Origin of the sequence: Pedobacter faecalis (assembly GCF_030182585.1) — a bacterium.
GTDB classification, from domain to species: Bacteria; Bacteroidota; Bacteroidia; order Sphingobacteriales; family Sphingobacteriaceae; genus Pedobacter; species Pedobacter faecalis.
Map to the genome: position 1 here is coordinate 2,649,202 of NZ_JARXOW010000001.1, position 19,866 is coordinate 2,669,067.

Annotated in this window: 20 protein-coding genes and 1 pseudogene; 5 read left to right on the top strand and 16 right to left on the bottom strand. The window is 48.1% G+C overall.

What is annotated here, in order from left to right:
• Positions 1-11: 11 nt before the first annotated feature.
• From groL to miaB, 7 genes are all read right to left on the bottom strand, one after another.
• Positions 12-1,655, bottom strand: coding sequence for a chaperonin GroEL (gene groL / locus QEP07_RS12010; RefSeq protein ID WP_285010351.1), 1,644 nt, complete (start codon positions 1,653-1,655; stop codon positions 12-14).
• Positions 1,656-1,687: 32 nt separating this feature from the next.
• Positions 1,688-1,978, bottom strand: a complete 291-nt coding sequence (locus tag QEP07_RS12015) for a co-chaperone GroES (RefSeq protein ID WP_256002194.1) — start codon at positions 1,976-1,978, stop codon at positions 1,688-1,690.
• Positions 1,979-2,198: 220 nt separating this feature from the next.
• The gene (gene secG / locus QEP07_RS12020) at positions 2,199-2,543 is read right to left on the bottom strand and encodes a preprotein translocase subunit SecG (RefSeq protein ID WP_285010352.1); all 345 of its coding nucleotides are present in this window, start codon (positions 2,541-2,543) and stop codon (positions 2,199-2,201) included.
• Between the two features lie 12 nt (positions 2,544-2,555).
• Positions 2,556-3,632, bottom strand: a complete 1,077-nt coding sequence (locus QEP07_RS12025; protein WP_285010353.1) for a DUF8458 domain-containing protein — start codon at positions 3,630-3,632, stop codon at positions 2,556-2,558.
• On the bottom strand, positions 3,626-4,141 hold the full coding sequence (locus QEP07_RS12030) for an LptE family protein (protein ID WP_256002168.1): 516 nt from the start codon (positions 4,139-4,141) through the stop codon (positions 3,626-3,628). Before QEP07_RS12030 ends, QEP07_RS12025 begins: the two co-directional genes overlap by 7 nt.
• A gap of 9 nt (positions 4,142-4,150) precedes the next feature.
• A complete protein-coding gene (locus QEP07_RS12035; RefSeq protein ID WP_256002164.1) occupies positions 4,151-5,383 on the bottom strand; it encodes a sigma-54 interaction domain-containing protein in 1,233 nt (410 codons plus the stop codon).
• A gap of 9 nt (positions 5,384-5,392) precedes the next feature.
• Entirely contained in the window at positions 5,393-6,796 is a 1,404-nt protein-coding gene (miaB, locus tag QEP07_RS12040; RefSeq protein ID WP_285010354.1) for a tRNA (N6-isopentenyl adenosine(37)-C2)-methylthiotransferase MiaB, read from the bottom strand.
• A 91-nt stretch (positions 6,797-6,887) separates the two neighbouring features.
• Here miaB and QEP07_RS12045 point away from each other — a divergent pair, with 91 nt between their 5' ends.
• Entirely contained in the window at positions 6,888-7,226 is a 339-nt protein-coding gene (locus tag QEP07_RS12045) for a tRNA-binding protein (RefSeq protein WP_285010355.1), read from the top strand.
• Between the two features lie 20 nt (positions 7,227-7,246).
• Here the strand turns inward: QEP07_RS12045 and QEP07_RS12050 are convergent, their stop codons facing one another.
• The 6 genes from QEP07_RS12050 to QEP07_RS12075 are packed head-to-tail and all read right to left on the bottom strand — an operon-like array spanning position 7,247 to position 13,277.
• Positions 7,247-8,605, bottom strand: a complete 1,359-nt coding sequence (locus QEP07_RS12050) for a DUF58 domain-containing protein (protein WP_285010359.1) — start codon at positions 8,603-8,605, stop codon at positions 7,247-7,249.
• Positions 8,606-8,608: 3 nt separating this feature from the next.
• Positions 8,609-9,583 (bottom strand): AAA family ATPase, encoded by a 975-nt coding sequence (locus QEP07_RS12055; protein ID WP_256002133.1) that lies wholly within the window; start codon positions 9,581-9,583, stop codon positions 8,609-8,611.
• A gap of 5 nt (positions 9,584-9,588) precedes the next feature.
• Positions 9,589-10,767, bottom strand: a complete 1,179-nt coding sequence (locus tag QEP07_RS12060) for a DUF4350 domain-containing protein (RefSeq protein WP_285010361.1) — start codon at positions 10,765-10,767, stop codon at positions 9,589-9,591.
• Positions 10,764-11,480, bottom strand: coding sequence for a DUF4129 domain-containing protein (locus tag QEP07_RS12065; RefSeq protein ID WP_285010362.1), 717 nt, complete (start codon positions 11,478-11,480; stop codon positions 10,764-10,766). The genes QEP07_RS12060 and QEP07_RS12065 overlap by 4 nt, the downstream gene beginning before the upstream one ends.
• The gene (locus tag QEP07_RS12070) at positions 11,477-12,325 is read right to left on the bottom strand and encodes a glycerophosphoryl diester phosphodiesterase membrane domain-containing protein (RefSeq protein WP_256002130.1); all 849 of its coding nucleotides are present in this window, start codon (positions 12,323-12,325) and stop codon (positions 11,477-11,479) included. The genes QEP07_RS12065 and QEP07_RS12070 overlap by 4 nt, the downstream gene beginning before the upstream one ends.
• Positions 12,309-13,277 carry a stage II sporulation protein M gene (locus QEP07_RS12075; RefSeq protein WP_256002129.1) on the bottom strand — a complete coding sequence of 323 codons (969 nt, stop codon included), beginning with the start codon at positions 13,275-13,277 and terminating at the stop codon, positions 12,309-12,311. Before QEP07_RS12075 ends, QEP07_RS12070 begins: the two co-directional genes overlap by 17 nt.
• A 71-nt stretch (positions 13,278-13,348) precedes the next feature.
• Between QEP07_RS12075 and QEP07_RS12080 the strand changes: the two genes are divergently transcribed.
• Positions 13,349-14,080: an RDD family protein gene (locus QEP07_RS12080; protein ID WP_285010363.1), complete on the top strand. Its 732-nt coding sequence runs from the start codon at positions 13,349-13,351 to the stop codon at positions 14,078-14,080.
• Here the strand turns inward: QEP07_RS12080 and QEP07_RS12085 are convergent.
• From QEP07_RS12085 to QEP07_RS12095, 3 genes and pseudogenes are all read right to left on the bottom strand, one after another.
• Positions 14,064-14,723, bottom strand: a complete 660-nt coding sequence (locus QEP07_RS12085) for an SGNH/GDSL hydrolase family protein (protein ID WP_285010751.1) — start codon at positions 14,721-14,723, stop codon at positions 14,064-14,066. The two genes, QEP07_RS12080 and QEP07_RS12085, sit on opposite strands and share 17 nt — an antisense overlap.
• Positions 14,712-15,413, bottom strand: a pseudogene (gene lipB, locus QEP07_RS12090) (lipoyl(octanoyl) transferase LipB); the annotation flags it as partial. The pseudogene lipB and the gene QEP07_RS12085, both read right to left, overlap by 12 nt.
• Positions 15,400-16,062: a 4'-phosphopantetheinyl transferase family protein gene (locus QEP07_RS12095; protein ID WP_256002127.1), complete on the bottom strand. Its 663-nt coding sequence runs from the start codon at positions 16,060-16,062 to the stop codon at positions 15,400-15,402. The pseudogene lipB and the gene QEP07_RS12095, both read right to left, overlap by 14 nt.
• A 43-nt stretch (positions 16,063-16,105) precedes the next feature.
• Between QEP07_RS12095 and dcd the strand changes: the two genes are divergently transcribed.
• From dcd to QEP07_RS12110, 3 genes are read left to right on the top strand one after another with little or no spacing between them, the layout of a single operon-like run.
• Positions 16,106-16,642, top strand: coding sequence for a dCTP deaminase (gene dcd / locus QEP07_RS12100; protein WP_256002126.1), 537 nt, complete (start codon positions 16,106-16,108; stop codon positions 16,640-16,642).
• A 15-nt stretch (positions 16,643-16,657) separates the two neighbouring features.
• Positions 16,658-19,099: a TonB-dependent receptor plug domain-containing protein gene (locus tag QEP07_RS12105; RefSeq protein WP_285010364.1), complete on the top strand. Its 2,442-nt coding sequence runs from the start codon at positions 16,658-16,660 to the stop codon at positions 19,097-19,099.
• Positions 19,100-19,104: 5 nt separating this feature from the next.
• Positions 19,105-19,866, top strand: a complete 762-nt coding sequence (locus QEP07_RS12110; protein WP_285010365.1) for an enoyl-CoA hydratase/isomerase family protein — start codon at positions 19,105-19,107, stop codon at positions 19,864-19,866.

Sequence of the window (19,866 nt, forward strand, 5' to 3'; positions counted from 1 at the left end):
CTGAAATGATATTACATCATGCCGCCCATGCCGCCGCCGCCCATTGGAGGCATACCAGCACCAGCTGCAGGAGCATCTTCCGGATCGTCCGCTAACACACACTCAGTAGTCAGCAACATAGCTGCGATAGAGGCTGCATTTTCAAGCGCAACGCGGCCAACTTTAGTTGGGTCAATTACACCGGCAGCGATCAGGTTTTCGTATGCATCAGTACGCGCGTTGTACCCGTAATCAGCTGTACCTTCTTTAACTTTCTGTACAACGATTGAACCCTCGATACCTGCGTTTTGGCAGATCTGACGAAGAGGCTCTTCCACAGAACGTTTAACGATGGCAATACCTGTAGTCTCATCGTCGTTAGCACCTTTCATGCCTTCCAACGACTCAATAGCACGAATGAACGCAACACCTCCGCCAGCTACAATACCTTCTTCAACCGCTGCGCGTGTCGCATGTAGAGCATCATCTACGCGATCTTTTTTCTCTTTCATTTCAACTTCAGAAGCTGCACCTACATACAGTACCGCAACACCGCCAGCCAGTTTAGCTAAGCGCTCCTGCAGTTTCTCTTTATCATAATCAGATGTAGTTGTCTCAATCTGAGCTTTGATTTGATTAACGCGGGCTTTGATGTCTTCTGTTTGGCCTGAACCGTTGATAATAGTTGTGTTATCTTTGTCAACAACAACTTTCTCTGCAGTACCCAGGTAAGAAAGATCTGCGTTTTCAAGTTTGTAACCTCTCTCTTCCGAGATCACAGTACCGCCAGTCAGGATAGCGATATCCTCAAGCATTGCCTTTCTGCGATCGCCGAATCCGGGAGCTTTAACAGCAGCAACTTTCAGTGATCCGCGGATCTTGTTGACTACTAAAGTAGCTAAAGCCTCGCCGTCAAGATCCTCAGCAATGATTAGCAAAGGTTTGCCAGTCTGCACTTGTTTCTCGAGAACTGGGAGTAGCTCCTTCATATTGCTGATTTTCTTATCGTAAATCAAAATATAAGGACTTTCCAGTTCAGCTTCCATTTTGTCAGCGTTAGTTACGAAATAAGGAGAAAGGTAACCGCGGTCAAACTGCATACCTTCTACAGTTTTCACTTCAGTCTCTGTGCCTTTTGCTTCCTCAACGGTAATTACACCGTCTTTCCCAACTTTACCCATTGCCTCAGCGATCAGTGACCCTATCACTTCGTCATTGTTTGCAGAAATTGAAGCCACCTGCTTGATCTTGTTGTTGTCTTCGCCTACAGTCTGTGACTGTGATTTTAGATTGTCAACAATTGCAGCTACCGCCTTATCGATACCGCGCTTCAAGTCCATTGGGTTCGCACCTGCAGCTACGTTTTTGATACCCGCAGTTACAATAGCCTGAGCCAATACAGTTGCAGTAGTAGTTCCATCGCCGGCAATGTCAGCGGTTTTGGAAGCAACTTCTTTTACCATCTGAGCGCCCATATTTTCGATCGGATCTTTAAGTTCAATCTCCTTTGCTACGGTAACACCGTCCTTGGTCACAGCAGGAGAACCGAATTTCTTATCGATAATTACGTTACGTCCTTTTGGACCAAGCGTCACTTTTACTGCGTTTGCCAGGGTATCAACACCTCTCTTAAGCGCATCGCGTGCTTCAACGTTATATTTTACTTGTTTTGCCATTTGTCTTTAAAACTTAAATTAATAAAATGTCCTTAAGATACCACTGCGTAGATATCAGTCTCACGCATAATTAAATAATCTTTGCCTTCATATGGGAACTCAGTACCGCCATATTTACCATAAATTACCACATCGCCAACCTTAACTGTTGGTTTTTTGCCCTCTGAATCTTCTTCTGACACAGACACTACAGTTCCTTTTGATGGTTTTTCTTTTGCAGTATCAGGAATATAGATCCCTGAAGCTGTCTTTTCTTCTGCCGCAGCAGGCTCAACAATTACTCTGTTGGATGTGCCTGAAATGGGTTTAAGGTTTAAAGCCATAACTTGATATTAATTTATTTTTTTAGTTTAACATTAATGCGCCTCCAGACGCAGCCCTAATATATCAGTTATTATGCCAAGCAAGCTCATTTGCCAAATTTACACGACTATGTCAGCTATGGCCGTGCGTGCCCTGAATTTTTAGTGTCAGAGTGTCATGCAGACATAAAAAAGCCCGATCATTAACTTAATGATCGGGCCCAGTATCGTTGGTTATCTATTATTTAGTAGTATCTCCGGCGGCAGGCGCTGTGTTAGCGGGCTTTAGTCCGCTCCCAATAGGAGAAGGGGTGGGTGTCTTATCAAGCTGCTCCTGAATCTTCGAGCTTCCTGCAGATGAACCGCCGCCGGATTGAGCTATTGTTGTGATGGACAAACTGATCACTACAATCAGCGCCAGCAGCACCCAGGTGCCTTTTTCAAGAACATCACCGGTACGTTGCACCCCAAACATGTTACTTCCGGCTCCGCCAGTAGCTAAACCGCCACCCTTAGGATTTTGCACCAAAACAAATAAACCAAGCGCGATGCAAACAACGATCAGTAATATGATTAAAAACACCATAGCGTATATTTTTTATATTTTCTTTTCTATAGATTGGATAAGATCGGCAAAGTAACGGCTTTTTTCCGGAAACATCAAACTTAATTTTCGATAAGTATCGATGGCTTTATCGTAAAGCATCTGCTCTATATATATTTTTGCAAGCGTTTCGGAAACCAGGTCATTGTGGTCTTCGGCGCTCTTCTTAGCTTTATTCTCTACATTGATCTGCTCAGGCCGGGGTGGAGTGATCTGAGGCTCGCTTTTAATAAAGTTTTCAATGATCTCATCCCCCTTATGCCTCCTTTGTGCTGCAGGTGCTGGTCTTTCATCATCTACCATTGGTCCCTGGAGGTGAAAAATATGCTCCACATACTGCTGTTGCAGAGGGCCGGCTGACCCAGTTGCTTTCGCTCCGGCAGAGGGATCCTTTCGCGGGGCTGCGTAAGGTTGAAAGATCTGCTCATGTTCTTTCCTCGTTTTGGCCAGCCACCATAGAAAGGTATAAGGAAGACGATCATCGTCATACTTACTGATTACCGTGTCCTGCTCCAGTTCAGCTTCGATAGAATATTCTTCAATTTCAGGAACTTCAGGCTGGGCTTCCGCGCTAGCGGGCTCCGGTTTGAAATTCTCCTGAAAAGCAAAAAAATCCGACGTTACGATATTTTCCAGCATTGGATCCGCCTTACTAACGCCTTCAGGCAGGCTGTCGGCAATATCATCGCTTTCGTCCGATTGGAAGGAATGAATATCTACCTCAGCAATTTCTTCATATACCTCGTCAATAACATCCGTCTCAGAAAGTTCTGTTTTAAGTTGTTGCGGCTGCGCCTTTTCTAGAACAAAGCTAAAGTTACGCAGCCGATGCGGGTTGTAGATTATATCGTGTACCAAAGCCCCTCCATTATAGAGCGCTGCGGTCGCAAGCTGGCTGTTGTGGATTGACCGGTCCGAAGTAGCTTTCGCAAGCAAAAGGTGGGTCGCCCGGAAATACGGATACCGACTAACGAATGCTTGTAGCCCATCAACATCATCTGGGGCCGCCTGTCCGGGATTGTCTATCAGCCGCCCAAAGTCAAGATGGTTATATGCTTCCTGCTCTACCATTGCGCAAAAGCTGCATTAAAAATATCCTCAGTTAGCTGTGCGGTGACATCCCTAATGATAGCGGTTTCCTGTACCTGCGGGTTGCCCTGGGGCTTATAGTCCTTATACCGTTCAAATGACTGCTCAAAACTTTGCTGCGGATTCAGGTTGTTCGTGTACTTTACCTGCACACGAATAGAAAGTCTGTTGGCACCTGCCAGCGCTTGGTTGCCTCTTCCTGTGTTGTTATTGTCCTGGAGTGCCACAGGCCTGATATCGTAGCCGGTTATGTTTCCTGAAAACACCGCATGCGCATCGTTAGGGGTTATGCTTAGGGAGGTCTGGTTCCTGATTCGTGTTTTTAATTCCTCGGTAAACTGGGAGCTTAACGATGCAACCACCAGGGGCGCATTGTTCTCAAATACCAGTACATTCACAGTCTTCATGTCCGGCGGTATAGACGCGCCGTTGAGGCCTATTTTACAACCGGCCACAACCAACAAAACAACAATAGCACACAAATATCTCATGGTATAACCTTATAAGTTCAGTTCTTTAATTTTCCTGTATAGGGTACGCTCAGATATGCCAAGCTCCTGCGCAGCAAATTTGCGCTTCCCTTTATGCTTTTTTAGTGCCTTTTTTATCAGGTCAGACTCCTTTTCAAGCAGTGACAGCGATTCCTCCACTTCTTCGGCCTCGTGCGTAAAATTATAGTCTACAGGACCTGGCTGCATCGGTTTCTGTATGGTCATCGCAGGCTCCAGTCCCATAGGTTGGTCTACCTCCCTGTACAACTGATTGATATAATGCGGATTCTCAGCGACGATATGTGACGTATTGCCCCCACTTTGAATAATCTCGGCGACCAGCTTTTTAAGCTCCATCATATCCTTTTTCATGTCAAACAAAACCTTGTAGAGAATGTCGCGCTCAGAAAAATCGTCCCCGCCGCCCTTGTTTCCTATTGCCATTGGCAAATTGGCCCCACTTTCATTTGGAATATAATTGAGCAGCGCGGTGCCATTTACATCACGGTCCTTTTCCAGAACACAAACCTGTTCGGCGATGTTTTTAAGTTGCCTGACGTTACCAGGCCAGCTGTAATTCGTAAGAATCTGAATAGCGTCCGGCTCCAGATGAATGCCAGGGCTACGGTACTTATCACTAAAGTCGGCCGAAAACTTCCTGAACAACAGATAGATGTCTTCTTTACGCTCATGCAAGGCCGGAATACGCAGCGGGACGGTATTTAGCCTGTAATAAAGGTCTTCACGGAACTTGCCCGATCTTACCCGCTCATACACATCGACGTTCGTAGCAGCTATAATGCGTACATCAGTTTTTTGTACTTTCGACGAGCCGACCCTCAGGTATTCCCCGCTTTCCAAAACCCGGAGCAAGCGCGCCTGAGTACCAAGCGGCAATTCAGCTACCTCATCTAAAAATATAGTCCCCCCATTTGCCACCTCAAAATAACCCTTGCGCGCTTCATGAGCGCCGGTAAAAGAGCCTTTTTCATGGCCAAAAAGTTCCGAATCAATCGTTCCCTCAGGTATTGCGCCACAGTTTACCGCGATAAAAGTTCCGTGCTTCCGTGCGCTCATATGATGGATGATGTGCGAGAACACTTCTTTACCGCTTCCGCTTTCACCGGTAATCAGCACAGACATATCTGTAGGCGCCACCTGTCTGGCAATATCTATGGCCCGATTGAGCAGCGGAGAATTCCCTATAATACCAAAACGGTTCTTTATATCTTGTACATCCATGTGTCTAATCTAAATTAATGCTGTGCCAAGCAAGGTAGCTGATGTGCAGCGGTCTACCTGCACATATACGTACTGTCCGGCCTCAATGCCGTCAGTGGCAGGGAATACCACCATCGCATTCTGGTCGTTCCTGCCGCAAAGATCCTTTTCCGACTTTTTTGACGGGCCTTCAACCAGCACTCTCACCGTCTTTCCCACGAATTGCTGCAAGCGGAACAGCGAAGATTCCTGCTGTTTTACCAAAATCTCGCTCAGCCTTCTTTTTTTCACCTCTTCCGGAACATCGTCAGTGAGTTTACGTGCCGCCAGCGTTCCCGGACGTTCCGAATAACAGAACATGAAGCCATAGTCATACCTCACATAATCCATCATACTTAACGTATCCTGATGTTCTTCTTCAGTTTCCGTGCAAAAACCAGCAATGATATCTGTAGAAATTGCACAGTCAGGAATGATCGTTCTTATCGCGTCGATGCGGTTCATATACCACTCACGTGTATACGTCCTGTTCATCAGTTCAAGGATACGTGTATTGCCCGACTGCACAGGCAAATGAATATAATTACAAATATTGTCGTGCCGCGCTATAGTATAAAGCACCTCGTCCGTGATATCTTTAGGATGGGAGGTCGAGAACCGAACACGAAGGTCCGGGCTCACCAGAGCTACCATTTCCAGGAGCTGTGCAAAATTGACCTTACCGTTCCACTTATAGGAGTCTACATTCTGACCCAGCAGCGTCACCTCCTTATAGCCCTGGCTAACAAGTTCCCGGGCTTCTGCCACAATCGACTCCGGATCCCGGCTCCTTTCCCGGCCTCTGGTGAAGGGGACAACACAGAAAGAACACATGTTGTCACAGCCGCGCATAATCGATATGAACGCGGTTATCCCGTTGCCGTTCAGCCGTACCGGACTGATGTCTGCATAGGTCTCCTCGCGCGACAGCAACACATTGATTGCCTTCTGGCCTTCTTCAACCTGTCCGATCAGTTGAGGGAGGTCGCGGTAAGCATCAGGACCAACAACCACATCAACAAGCTTTTCCTCTTCTAAAAACTTCGATTTAAGACGTTCAGCCATACAGCCGAGTACGCCTACAATCAGCTTTGGATTACGTCGTTTTACCGCGCCAAACTGCGACAGTCTGTTGCGAACCCGCTGCTCCGCATTCTCGCGGATAGAACAGGTGTTGATAAACACTACGTCAGCTTCCTGATAGTCACCGGTAGTTTCAAAGCCCTGATCAAATAATATCGAAGCGACGATTTCGCTGTCTGCAAAATTCATCTGGCAGCCATAACTTTCGATATACAGTTTTCGTCCATTGCGCGAACGCGGCGGCTCGATGACTAAAGCCTCACCCTGCCTCGCTTCATCATGTGTCTTGTCTGTCAGCTGTAAATCAATCATAATGGTTTTTAGATATTGAAAAGTTCAAAAATACAAAAAAATAATTGCAAATGACAAAGTGGCAGAGACCAAAGATTTGTAGATTTACAGCATGGCGGAAGAAATAGATTGGAGCGACTTTGAAAAGGTGGAATTAAGAGCAGGAACCATACTGGAGGTATATGATTTTCCCGAGGCTAGGAAACCTGCGTATAAAGTAAAGGTCGACTTTGGCGACTTTGGTGTTAAAATGAGTAGCGCACAGATTACGAGTCACTACCAGAAGCATGAACTGATCGGCAGACAGATCGTTGGCGTTATTAATTTTCCAAAGAAGCAGATTGGGAAGTTCATGTCTGAATTTCTGGTGACCGGCTTCGCAGATGAGCATGGAGATATCATACTAACCACCCTGCTTGGCAAAGTCCCCAACGGATCAAAAATGGCTTGATGATCTGGCTACGGTATAAATTATATTCTTTGCCTGGCTTTAACTTCGAGGTAACGGTTCACCACGTTAACCGTGAGGTTTTTAGGCTGGGTGAGTATACTGAGTATGCCGTGTCTGGCCAATTCCATCACCATTAGTTTCTTCTCATAAGCAAATTTCTCCGCTATGGTCTGGATATAGATGTCCTCCACTGTAGAGGCCGGGTCCATGATAAGCTGGTGTAATTCCGTGTTCTCAAAAAAGACTACCAGCAGTAAATGGTGTCTCGCCAGGCGCTGTAGATAAGGGAGCTGGCGCTTCAGGGACGACATACTTTCAAAATTCGTGAAAAAGATAAGCAGACTGCGCTGTTTTATCGTTTGCCTTACATTTGTATAAAGTGCCTCGATGTTTAGCTCGAGGTACCTGGTTTGCTCTCTATACAGCATAGCCATAATCTTCCCAAGCTGTACAGGCTTCCTGTCTGCTGCAAGCACACTACCCGACTGTTCCGCCACGGTGATCAATCCGGCTCTATCTTGCTTAACCATTGCAACGCTCGACAAGACCAGGCTGGCGTTGATGGCATAGTCGAGCAGTGTCATACCTTCAAATGGCATTTTCATACTGCGCGACTTATCAATTAAGCAGTAAACATGCTGGGCTTTTTCATCCGTGTAGGTATTCACCATCAATTCCCCTCTTCTGGCAGTGGCTTTCCAGTTAACGGTACGGTAATCGTCGCCCTTAACATAGGTTCTCGTCTGATCAAATTCCAGACTATGGCCCACACGCCTGATCTTTTTAATGCCGATCTCACTCAAACGGTCAGATATTGCCATGAGTTCATATTTTCTTAAATGCAGGAACGATGGGTATACCGCAACCGCGGTGTCCTCACCAAAATTGAACCTTCTCACAATCAAACCAAGGGGTGAACGTAAGAACAGACGGACCCGCCCAAAAACATATTCTCCCCTCGAAGTTGGCCTGAGAAGATATTGTATATGCTTTTTTTCGCCAGCAGTTAAAATGGTTTCGAACCAAAGATCACGCTTTTGGAACTGAGCGGGTATTTCGTCGATGATTCCCACCTTAACCCGGAAGGTATAAAAGTTCTCCAGATAGATCGATAGCTCATTTTCATCGCCATTACTTAGTCGCTCGGGGAGCTCCCTGACCACGAAAATCGTTTTGCGCTGAGCATAAAGTAATATGAAGTCTGCCGCTATCAAAATAATAAACACCAAGAACAACAATTCCGGCAGCCGGCTCAGGGCGGGGAGGAAGAATGTTAGCAGGAACAGCATTGCTGTACAAGCTATCCCCGCATAGAGTCGCCTGCTCAGGAAGAGGTCCTGATAGTACCTGATAAAGATTTCCTTGAGCTGCACACGCATCGGTTATCGGGGTACCTCTATTTTTTGAATGATCTGTGCAACTACGTCTGCCGCAGTAAGCCCTTCCATCTCCTTGTCGGGTGTAAGTAAGATGCGGTGTGCAAGCACCGGTGCAGCCACGCGGATCACGTCGTCCGGTGTTACAAAATCGCGACCATTCATCGCGGCAAAGGCTTTAGCGCTGTTCACCATAGCCAGCGAGGCGCGCGGCGACGCGCCGAGATAAAGCGATTTGTTGATGCGCGTTTCATGCGTAATAGCAGCAATATATTCCAGAAGTTTGGGTTCTACATGCAGCGACCTGATTACGGCACGGCTGGCCATGACTTGTGCGATGCTGAGTACCGGATGTACCGCTGCAAGTTGCTCCTCAAGCTTTTGCTGATGCTGGTTCACCAGTATGGCCGTCTCCTCCTCAAGTGTTGGGTATCCGACCACAATCTTGAATAGGAAGCGGTCAAGCTGTGCCTCTGGCAATCGGTAAGTACCTTCCTGTTCCACAGGATTTTGTGTAGCCAAAACCAGAAATGGTTCTTCCATCGGGTGCGTAGTTCCGTCTACCGTGACCTGCCGTTCTTCCATCACTTCAAAAAGCGCAGACTGGGTCTTTGCCGGCGCCCGGTTTATTTCGTCAACCAGGATAATATGGCCAAAAACAGGCCCTTTGCGGTACTCGAAAGAAGCAGTACGCGGATCAAAAACTGAAGTTCCTATAACATCAGACGGCATCAGGTCTGGCGTAAACTGTATCCTTGAAAAACAAGCATCGATGCTTCTTGCTACAAGTTTGGCACTGAGTGTTTTCGCTACACCCGGCACCCCTTCCAGAAGAATATGCCCATCGGCGAGTAGTCCGGCGATTAAAAAGTCAATCACCTCTTGCTGACCTACAATCACTCTGCTTAAGCTAGACCTGATCTGGCTCACGGCTTCCTTAAGCTGCGTTAAATCTGTTCTTTGCTGATATACTTCCTCCATTGCTTTTATTGCGCTTTTTTATAAAAATTTTCTATAGTTTTATTCAGACTGCTAAGCATCACATCATTAACGCGGTCAGCCTGCTGGATTTCAATGATCTGTTCAGCCATCCGGCTGGTTTCTGCATCAGGTACACCTGATTTTTTGGCCAGTGTCCCTGCAAATTCAGCGTTAATATGATTTGTTTTAAGACTATAACGGCTGCGGATAAATTCGAGCAGGTAATTGATCTTTTTAAGGGCGATATCGTTGTTGTCGCGCCGCTCGTAATAAACGCGGCCTACAGTCGTCACGAAGTCCACCGTACTGTTAGCCGGCTTTTCGATCACCGGAATCACCCGCTGCCGTCGTTTCATTTCAAAGAGCACATAAAGCAGCAGGCCGGATACAGCCAACCAGTACGCCCAGCGAAGCGAGGGATACTTAAAGATCACCCTGAGTACGGCGCTATTGTCGACATTGCCGCGGGTATTGTTTTCATCCCATATTACTGTGCCCACCTGCGGTACGTGTGAAAGTGCCTTAGCTACAAAATCAGCACCACGCGGCTGAATAAAATTGAAATTGCTCAATAATCTTGGGTCGGCCAGTAAAAGAAGTGAGCCTTTGCCTATGTTGTAGCGTAGAAAGGTCGCGTTTCCGTCCTCATTCCGGGCCAGAACCTTAGCGCTCTTATTGTGCTGTGCGAAATATCCACCTCCTACGCCACGGTCAAACACGAACGGCTTTGCCTCCCGGAGGGCAGAATCTGTAAAGTTGAAGGGCTTACCAGAACTAACTATTCCGGGCATATCAACACTTATATTGAACCGGGCGCTTAAATCCCTTCCGAAATTGGCGGTTGCGATAAATACATGGTTTCCGCGGTGTATGAACGATTTCAATGCCTCAAAATCGGTATCCGCCCATTTCAGTTGCTGACAGATGACGAGGTAGGCCACACTCAGTTTGGGGCCACGACGTTCTTTCAAGGTGTTGTAAGCCGGATTTCTCGAAACAACTATATCCGCGCCCGGAAATATGGAAGGTAACTCTTTGCGCAGGATATATAAGCCAAACGGGATCTTATCGTCCTTGAGGTAAGTTGGCGACCAGTCGGTAGGCCTTGGCATTGCAAATTGTACCAGCAGGTATACCACCACAAAGATAGAGCCCCCAATGAAATATAAACGCTGTCCGTTCATAAGCTACGGTGAAATTGGTCGAACTCCGTTTTGAGTTGTGCAAAATCTGACTTTTCGACGCCAAAACCGCCGTACCAAACATACTCGAATCGGCTGGTCAGCCGGCCGAAAGCCGTCCTGTTGGCCTCGTCCTGAAGTTCGCGCAGATAAACCTGGTTCGTTTTGTCGGCCTGCCAGCTGATCAGTTCGCGTTCATTAAGCTTTTTGAGGCTGAGCAGATAATACAAACGTACCGCCACCCGGTAATTCCCCCTGTCAATCGCCTGCGCTATTTCCTGATCGAAATCAATTTCATGGATGTTATCTTCTGCCTCCCGATAAGGCACAGCTGTAATTTTAGGTGTATGGGTAAACAGGTGCAGATTCAGCCCTGAAATTCGAAGAACCAGGTAAACGAAAACCAGAACAGCCGTTGCCCATACCACATAGTAAAGCCATGTAAAGATTCCGGTTTTGGCTCCGAGTCTGTCTAACTGCTCCTGAAGTTTCCGCCATAGCTTCTGAAGAAGGTTTTCATTCAGCGGTACCTGCCCATCGTACCGGAAATCCTTTTGCAAGCGGTACGTGTCGATCCGCTTTTTATCGAACTCTCGCAAAAGAATGCGCTCCAGTGGCACGGGCAGAGCCGTTGCCGTCCGGGCCGGGTGCAACCAAGCGCTGCTGCCAGAAAAAAAGCTGAACAGTATGAATGCCAGGAGAACGTTGCGCATCATAAAGGCTCTTCGCCAAACTTATCTATTCGGTCAAGCAATCCTGCATTTTCCTGCTTCTCCACCAGGCTATAGTAGAGCAAGGCTGAAGTAATGATTGGTATGACGGAAAACAATGCAGGAAGGTGTTGAAGGATAGACGACAGGATGATTGTCAGGTTACTGCCCCCGCGTGATTCCGGGGAAAAAGTATTCAAAATATTCAGAAAGGAATTCGGCACCGACACCACAAGACTCGTGGCCGCCGTGATAAGAAAAGAAACGAGTAATGTGCCGGCGCTTGCCCACCATTGCCCTTTCAGCAATTTGAAAGAACGGCTCATGCCCTTGTCAAAACTAGTATTTTCCATCACCATCACTGGCATGAACAAAACCATGATCGGCCACAAATATATTGCTGGTATAACAAGCAAAACAAAGGCAATGACCAGTATGATGGTCCACAGCAAGCTGCTGCCCAGCAGGCGAAAGTAATAATATCTGAAATAAGCCCAAACCTCTGAATTATCAGGGGCAACATTTCCTTTTTGCACATAGAGATCAACATAACTCAAAACAGTTACGTAAAGCGCTGTATAAGTAAGAAGCATAAACACCATCGCCGTCAGAGACTTTACCGCCATGCCCATGGAAAGATTCGTCGGATCCATATAACCGCTGCCCCAAACCTCCTTGCGCATATCCAGTTGTTGAAACATCGTCGCCAGAATCGCGGCCAGAAAGAAGAATCCGGTAAGATACAGGAGTGTGCGCATGAGCGGCTTAAAGTTCTGTTTGATAAAAACAAACGTGTCCCCGATCATTTCCCCAAAGTCGCGGGCCTTCTTAAATTCAATCTTGTTTTGCATGATATAGCGTTTTAGTCTTTTTTGCCAGCTTCCAGGGGTATATAACAACATACCATAATATAAAGATAAACGACAAAGCCAGGATACTGATGCTTAAACCTAATGGCATCTCTGTGTGCCTGGTCACGAAGCCCTCTAAAAATGCTGCGGCAATAACGATTGGCACAATACCAATTGCGATCTTGATGCCTTCCTTCGCTCCGCGCATAAATGCCTGCCGCCGGTTGTAGGTTTCGGGGAACAGTAGTCCCCTGCCCAGCACCAGGCCAGCCGCTCCTGACAAAATAATAGCAGATATCTCCAGCACCCCGTGAATCCAGATCACAAGAATACTTTCCGCGCCCAGGCCCTGGCTAAAGAAAAAGCAGTGAAAGGAACCTATCATTACGCCATTGCGAAGAAGGATACCGAGCGTACCAATCGAGAAAAAGATTCCGGCAACAAAAGTCATAAGGCAAACCTGGACATTGTTTGCCGCAATGCGCAGAAACATGGCGATTTCCCCGGAGCGTTTGTAAACGCCGAAAGGATCACCTGCAGCGATGTTTTCCAGCGTCATATTTACATAAGCATCACCCATAATCAGGCGAACGAAAGTGTCGTCATAGGCTGCCGACAGCACGCCAACAGCATTGAATACCATGAAAAATATGAAGGCATACAACAGTTCAAGGCGGTGTTTGTAGAAAAGCTGCGGGAGCTCTGCCGTCCAGAATTTTAAAATACGTGACGAACGTTCCCTTTTGTTTTTATAGATCGACTGGTGTAGTAAGGAGGCAGCGCCATTAAGATAAGCCGTGGTTTTAGATTGCGGGTAGAAAGTTTTGGCATAAGCCAGATCGTTCGTGATTTCTACGAAACGCTCCGCAAGCTCGTCCGGCGTAGCAGCTTCCATTTGCTCATAGCGCTTCCATTTACCGGAATTTTGCTTAACAAAAAGAGCTTCTCTCATAAGGGCGTTTTATTCCGTTAAAATAAGCACAAAAATTATTTTTGCAACTAAAAAATTTTAAGTTTGGTTTCATGGAAACCGTACACGTTAATACAGCGCAGCACGTCAAAATTGACTATCCTGTGGCCGGACTTGGCGAAAGAATCGTTGCACGATTAATAGATCTGGCCATGTTTATCGCCGGTTTTATAGCGCTAATGATCGGTGGCGTTACCGCCAAAACCCAGGGCTCGGGATATTTGGCTATCGGCCTCATGATTGCTTTCTATGCATGCTACGTATTCTACAATCTGCTGTGCGAGATCTTTATGAACGGGCAAAGTGTAGGTAAGCGGATCATGAAGATCAAAGTGATCAGCCTGGACGGCGGTCAACCCACCCTGGGTCAATACCTGCTACGCTGGCTGTTCAGGATTGTCGACTTCGTGCTTACCGCGCAGGTGGGGGGACTTATCTGTGTAGCGCTTTCCGAAAAAAAGCAACGTATAGGGGACATTGCGGCTGGAACAACGGTCATAAAAACCGAAAAGCGGACAGAAATCGGTCAGATCGCTTTTCTTCAGGAAGAAGCGCAGGATTATCAGCCAGTGTTTAGTGTGGTCACCGAACTGGGCGACCGGGATATTGAATTGATTCACGAAGTCATCCGTACCTACGAATTATCTAAAAACCCTGGTATCGTACTCGCTATGGCAGGAAGAGTAAGTACTAAATTAGGACTGTCGCTTCCCGAAGGCATGAATGAATTGCAGTTCCTCAGAACCCTGGTGAAAGACTATAGCCACCTTACTGCGCTGACCTGAGCGCAGTTAAAACAACCGACGCGAGTTTCCCCGCCCAGGCGGCATACATTTTTTCCGAAGGGTGTAGACCATCCGGAGCCAGGAGCGACAAATCGCTTTTGGCCAGCCGGGAATCTGGTGTGATGTCAATATAACTGAGGCCTAAATCTTGCGTCTCTTGCCTGTTAACCGCATTAAAAGCGTCAATTTCCGTGCTGATTTCATCCAGATCTCGACCACTTTCTCTAGCGAAAGGAGTAAGGCCCCAGTCAGGAATGGAGATCACATATACCCCCGACTTTTTCCCTCCGGCAAGGCTCAGCGCTCTTTCCAGCAGCACCCTGAATTCCTTGCGGTAACTCTCCAGGTCTTCGCCCCTATACTGGTTGTTCACCCCAATCAGTAAGGTCACTATATCGTAACCGGACACAAGCTGTGCGGCGTCGATGGCTTCCTGCAGTTCACTCGTGGTCCAGCCTGTGGTAGCTATAATCCTAGGTTCACTGATCTGCCATTTCGTATCGGCCATCAAATCCGCGAACTGGCTCGGAAAATTCTTGCCGGATGCTACAGCTTCGCCAATCGTATAGGAATCGCCGAGCGCAAGATAGTTCAACCGACCGCCCTGCGTCTGACCCTTAGTCTCAGTGTCAACCAGCCTCATGTGAAATAAGCTGGCAATATGGCCTCTGAGCCGGATCTTTACCTCTTCCATATCAAGCTGCCTGCCCAGTTCGCGCTGCATAGAGGTCACATCTTTGTCGTCTATACCGCAGGGAACAATATGTCTGAAATAGTCCAGATCCGCATTCACGTTAAATGCAAAGCCATGCATGGTTACCCAGCGGCTGCACCTTACCCCCATAGCGCAGATCTTTCGCGCCCGCTCATTGTCGGCATCCAGCCACACGCCGGTGTAACCCGGGTACCGGCCGGCTTCAATACCATAGTCGACCAAGGTCAGGATCACCGCCTCTTCCAGCGTTCGAAGGTAAAGATGGATATCCGTAAAGAAATTGTCCAGATCCAGAATAGGGTAGCCCACAATCTGACCTGGTCCGTGATAGGTAATATCGCCGCCCCGGTTGATCTTATAATAGGTTGCCTGCTTTTCCCTAAGCCCCAGCTCGTCCAGCAGCAGGTTTTCAGGGCTACCGCTTTTACCCAGTGTATATACATGCGGATGCTCGCAAAATACCAGGTAATTCGGTGTTTGTAACGCAAGCTGCTCCGTCCGGTTGCGTGTCTTCAAAGCTACCGTTGCATTGAAAAGTTCCTCCTGCCGGTCCCAGGCCTCCTGATAGTCCAGCAGGCCCCAGTCCAAGAAATTAACCTCTTTGTTAACCGACGACATAGCCCAGCATATAATCCCCGCCCATTTTAAAATATGTAACTTCAAGTTCTGCCGGTCCCTCCGGTAAGTCGGCCACAGCCCGGAGCGTACCTTCCTGTTTCAACTTGAAAGGCTTTATGTGGATATCCTGCTTAAACTCCAGACCCCTACGTCCATTCCACTTGTAAATGGCTTCCTTCGCGCACCAGCATACATACAAGCCCTCCGTGTTGTCCCCAATCTGCTTTTGCGACAGTTCCGAATCAGAAAGAAATTTATGGCGTATGCCTTTGATCTTGTGTTTGATAAGTTCTATATCCACACCAACTTTCCGCGTTTTGCCCACCATTACGGCGGCATAATCGTAAGAATGGCTCAGTGAAATATGATAGCCCAAACCCGGCAGGTAAGGTTTGCCATGCTCATCAAGCTGGCAATCAATATATTCAGCAGTGTTGAGCATTTTCCTGAGCAGCACTCGCGTGCTCAGCCAGTGCAGCAAACGTTTGCCATGATTCAGGGTTGCAATAACATCGTGTTCGTGCTGTCTGAGCTGGAGGCTCGCAAGAAGTTCAGCTTCCGTTTCTTCGATTTTCCATACGGCGAGCATGGTATCATCGTCGATATCTTTATTAAAAACTACCGGCATCTCTTTTAGAAATCTATGCAAAAGTATCTTAAATTAATCATAATTTCGTCCAAATACTTGTAAAATGATACTATCTGACAAACGCATTCTTGAAGAAATTGACAACGGGAACATCATTATAGAACCCTTTAAGATAGAGTGCCTTGGCACCAATTCATACGATGTACACCTCGGAAAGTACCTCGCTACCTATAAAGACCGCGTACTGGATGCCAAAGCACATAATCAGATCGATCATTTCGAGATACCAAAAGAGGGATATGTCCTTCAGCCGGGCACTTTATATCTGGGTGTTACGTTAGAGTATACAGAAACGCACAAACACATCCCTTTCCTGGAAGGCAAGTCGAGCACCGGCCGGCTGGGTATCGACATCCATGCTACAGCAGGTAAAGGCGACGTGGGCTTTTGCAATACCTGGACACTGGAAATATCCTGTGCGCAGCCGGTACGCGTATATGCCGGGATGCCAATTGGACAACTGATCTATTTTAAGGTAGAGGGCGATATTGCCACTATGTATAATACCAAAAGCAACGCAAAATATAACAACAAGACCACCAGGCCTGTGGAAAGTATGATGTGGAAAAATAAGTTTTAACCTGATGCACTGAATATGAAATTTAAGCCAGCTTTAGCAGCGCTGATCTCCCTGAGCCTTTGTCTGGCTTTTTCGGGAAAGATACAGGACGATCCATTTACGGCGCTGCTTTCAAGGCTCGCGGCTTATAACGAACAGTATGCTCAGGAAAAAGTACACCTTCACCTCGATAAGCCCTACTATACCGCCGGTGAAGATATATGGTTTAAAGCCTATGTCATAAACGCACGTACGTCCGCCTTATCAACCATCAGTGCTGCGCTGTATGTCGAGCTGATCAGCGAATCTGATTCAATCAGGCAGCAGCGCAAAGTGGCCCTCACATCTGGCATTGGCTGGGGAGATTTTAAACTCCCCGATTCACTTGCTGCGGGCAACTATCGCGTCAGAGCCTATACCCGCTGGATGCGCAATGCAGGCCCGGAATACTTCTTCGACAAAACAATAAAGATAGGACAAGCAAGCGCGGCGGTCTCTGGTGCTTCATCGCCCCACAGCAGTGCAGTAAAATCACCTCAAACCGGCAATGCCCCCCAAATCGATGTCCAGTTTTTCCCTGAAGGCGGCAACCTGGTCGAAAACCTGCCCGGCAAAGTGGGCGTTAAGGCCTTAAACCCATCTGGCAGGGGCGAGGACATCAGTGGTCTGATTGTAGACGCTCGCGGTAATGAAATTTCCAGTTTCCGGACAGCGCATCTGGGCATGGGCAGTTTTATGCTGAACCCTCAGCCGGGACAGGAATACACTGCGATCGTCCGGTCCGACAGCGGCCGACAAGAGCATCGGGTCAGATTGCCACGTGCGCTGGCCAACGGCTATGTGCTTTCCGTAAACCAAACACCTCAAGCCATCAGCGTACGTGTCCTTATCAGTGCCGGAATGCAGGTTGCCGGCGAGCTTAAACTGGTTACCCAGCATAACGGCAACGTATATTTTACTGCACGCTCCAATGCCGAAAAGCAACTCTTCACGGCAAATATCCCCAAAAAGGACCTGCCGGCCGGAATTGTACAGTTAACTCTTTTCAACCCTGCAAATCAACCCGTTTGCGAGCGGCTGGTGTTTGTGAAGAACAATAATAATCGCATCGACCTGCAGGTGAATACGGCAAAAAAGCAATACGCGGGTGGCGACAGCGTCTCGGTTCAGCTCCGCGCAAGTATTTCAGGCAAACCAGTACAGGGAAGTTTCTCGGTGTCAGTTACTAACACTTCGGTAGTGCCGCCTGATGAAGCGAACGAGACGAATATTCTGACCAGCCTGCTTTTGTCGTCAGACCTCCCCGGTTACATTGAGCAACCAAACAGCTATTTCCTCAAAGATGATGAGGAAACAGCGCAGCGACTGGATCACCTGATGCTTACTCAGGGTTGGAGGCGTTTCCGCTGGCGCGATATTATCAATGGCCCTGAGCCAGTGATGGCATTCAAACCAGAAAAGGACCTGCAGGTAAACGGCAGTGTTGTTACTCCCGGAGGCAAGCCCTCGCCGCAGAGTACGGTATCCCTGTTTTCTACCAGCGGCGGTTTCTTTGCGGCCGATACGGTTACAGACGCCCAGGGGCGGTTTAGTTTCAAGGGGATGGCTTTTCCCGACAGTACAACCTTTGTGGTTCAGGCCAGAAATGCCAAGAACCGAGCTAATGTAGAGATCCGCATGGACCCTCAGCCCGGACAGCCCGTAACCAGGAATAAAAATCGTGGCGATATCACGCCCAATGTACAGGACGCCTTGTCGGCCTACCTGAAAGCAAGCAGTAATGTGTTCGATGAACTTAGAAAACGCGGACTCATCCAGAAGGCCATCGTGCTCGACGAGGTCAACATTGTGCAGAAGAAAAACGAAGCGAAGAACTCATCCAACCTGAACGGAGCGGGCAATGCCGACGCCATCATCACGGCCGAGCAGTTGTCTATGTGCAATACCTTGTCCCAATGCCTGCAAGGCCGTGTAGCCGGACTGATGATCCGTAACGGGATGGCCTATTTGCTAAGAAACGGCAATCAGCCCATGCGGATCATGCTCGATGGTATGATGATGGAACCCGATTTTCTGGACAATATTAACCCCTTCGATGTCGAAAGCATAGAGGTACTCAAAAGCATCAATTACACCGCAATATACGGTTTGCAAGGCGGTGGCGGTGTGCTCGTGATCACCACGAAGCGCGGCGGTGGCTCTGCCCGTCTGGTAGCGGCGCCGGGAATTACTACATATTCCGCTAAAGGGTATTACACCCCCCGGGAGTTCTATGTGCCTAAGTACGGAACACCTCAGGCAGCGGCAGATCTCCGGACTACCGTATACTGGCAACCGCATGTGTCTACCGACAATGAAGGCCGCGGAGCTTTTGGTTTTTACAACAGCAGTAAGCCAGGCATTTACCGTATTGTGGTTGAGGGGATTGACCTGGAAGGAAATTTGGCCCGGAGCATATACCATTACGAAGTAAAGTAGCAACGATGAAGAATATACAAGTAACCATAAAAGACCGCCTGGCTATGATCACGCTCGACCGCGGCAAGTCTAACGCCCTGAACGGCGAAATGATTGGCGAACTGGCAGACATGCTGAAGAATATAGACAGCGACCCCGCTATTGGCGGGGCGATCATACGGGGAAAAGATAACTTTTTCTCCGCCGGACTGGATCTCATCGAGCTTTACGACTATACAGCCACCGAGGCCGAGCAGTTCTGGAAACAGTTCCTGAACTTCGCCGCTGCAATCGTAGCATTCAAAAAGCCCCTGGTAGCTGCCATAAACGGACATAGCCCTGCAGGCGGTTGCATCATTGCGCTGGCCTGCGATTACAGGGTGATGGCCGAAGGCCAGTTTATTATTGGGCTCAACGAAGTGCCCGTAGGCATCATTGTGCCGAACAGCATCTTCAGGCTTTACGCCTTCTGGCTGGGAGAGGCGCGAGCCTCACAAAGCCTGCTGGACGGCCGGTTGTTTAGTCCCGCCGAAGCACTCCAGGCAGGACTGGTAGATGAGGTCGTGAACCCTGACAGTATCATCACCGCGGCTGAGCGGCGCGCCCGCAGGTACATGGCCATGGAAGGCAACACCTGGTCACAAAGCAAAATGCATATCCGGAAAGATCTGATCAGCGCCTTGAGGGCCGACCAAAGTGAAGAGCTGTCGGCCATGCTGCAGCAGTGGTGGTCGCCCGCCACAAGAAGCATCCTGAAAACTATCATCGACAACCTTCAGCGTAAATAG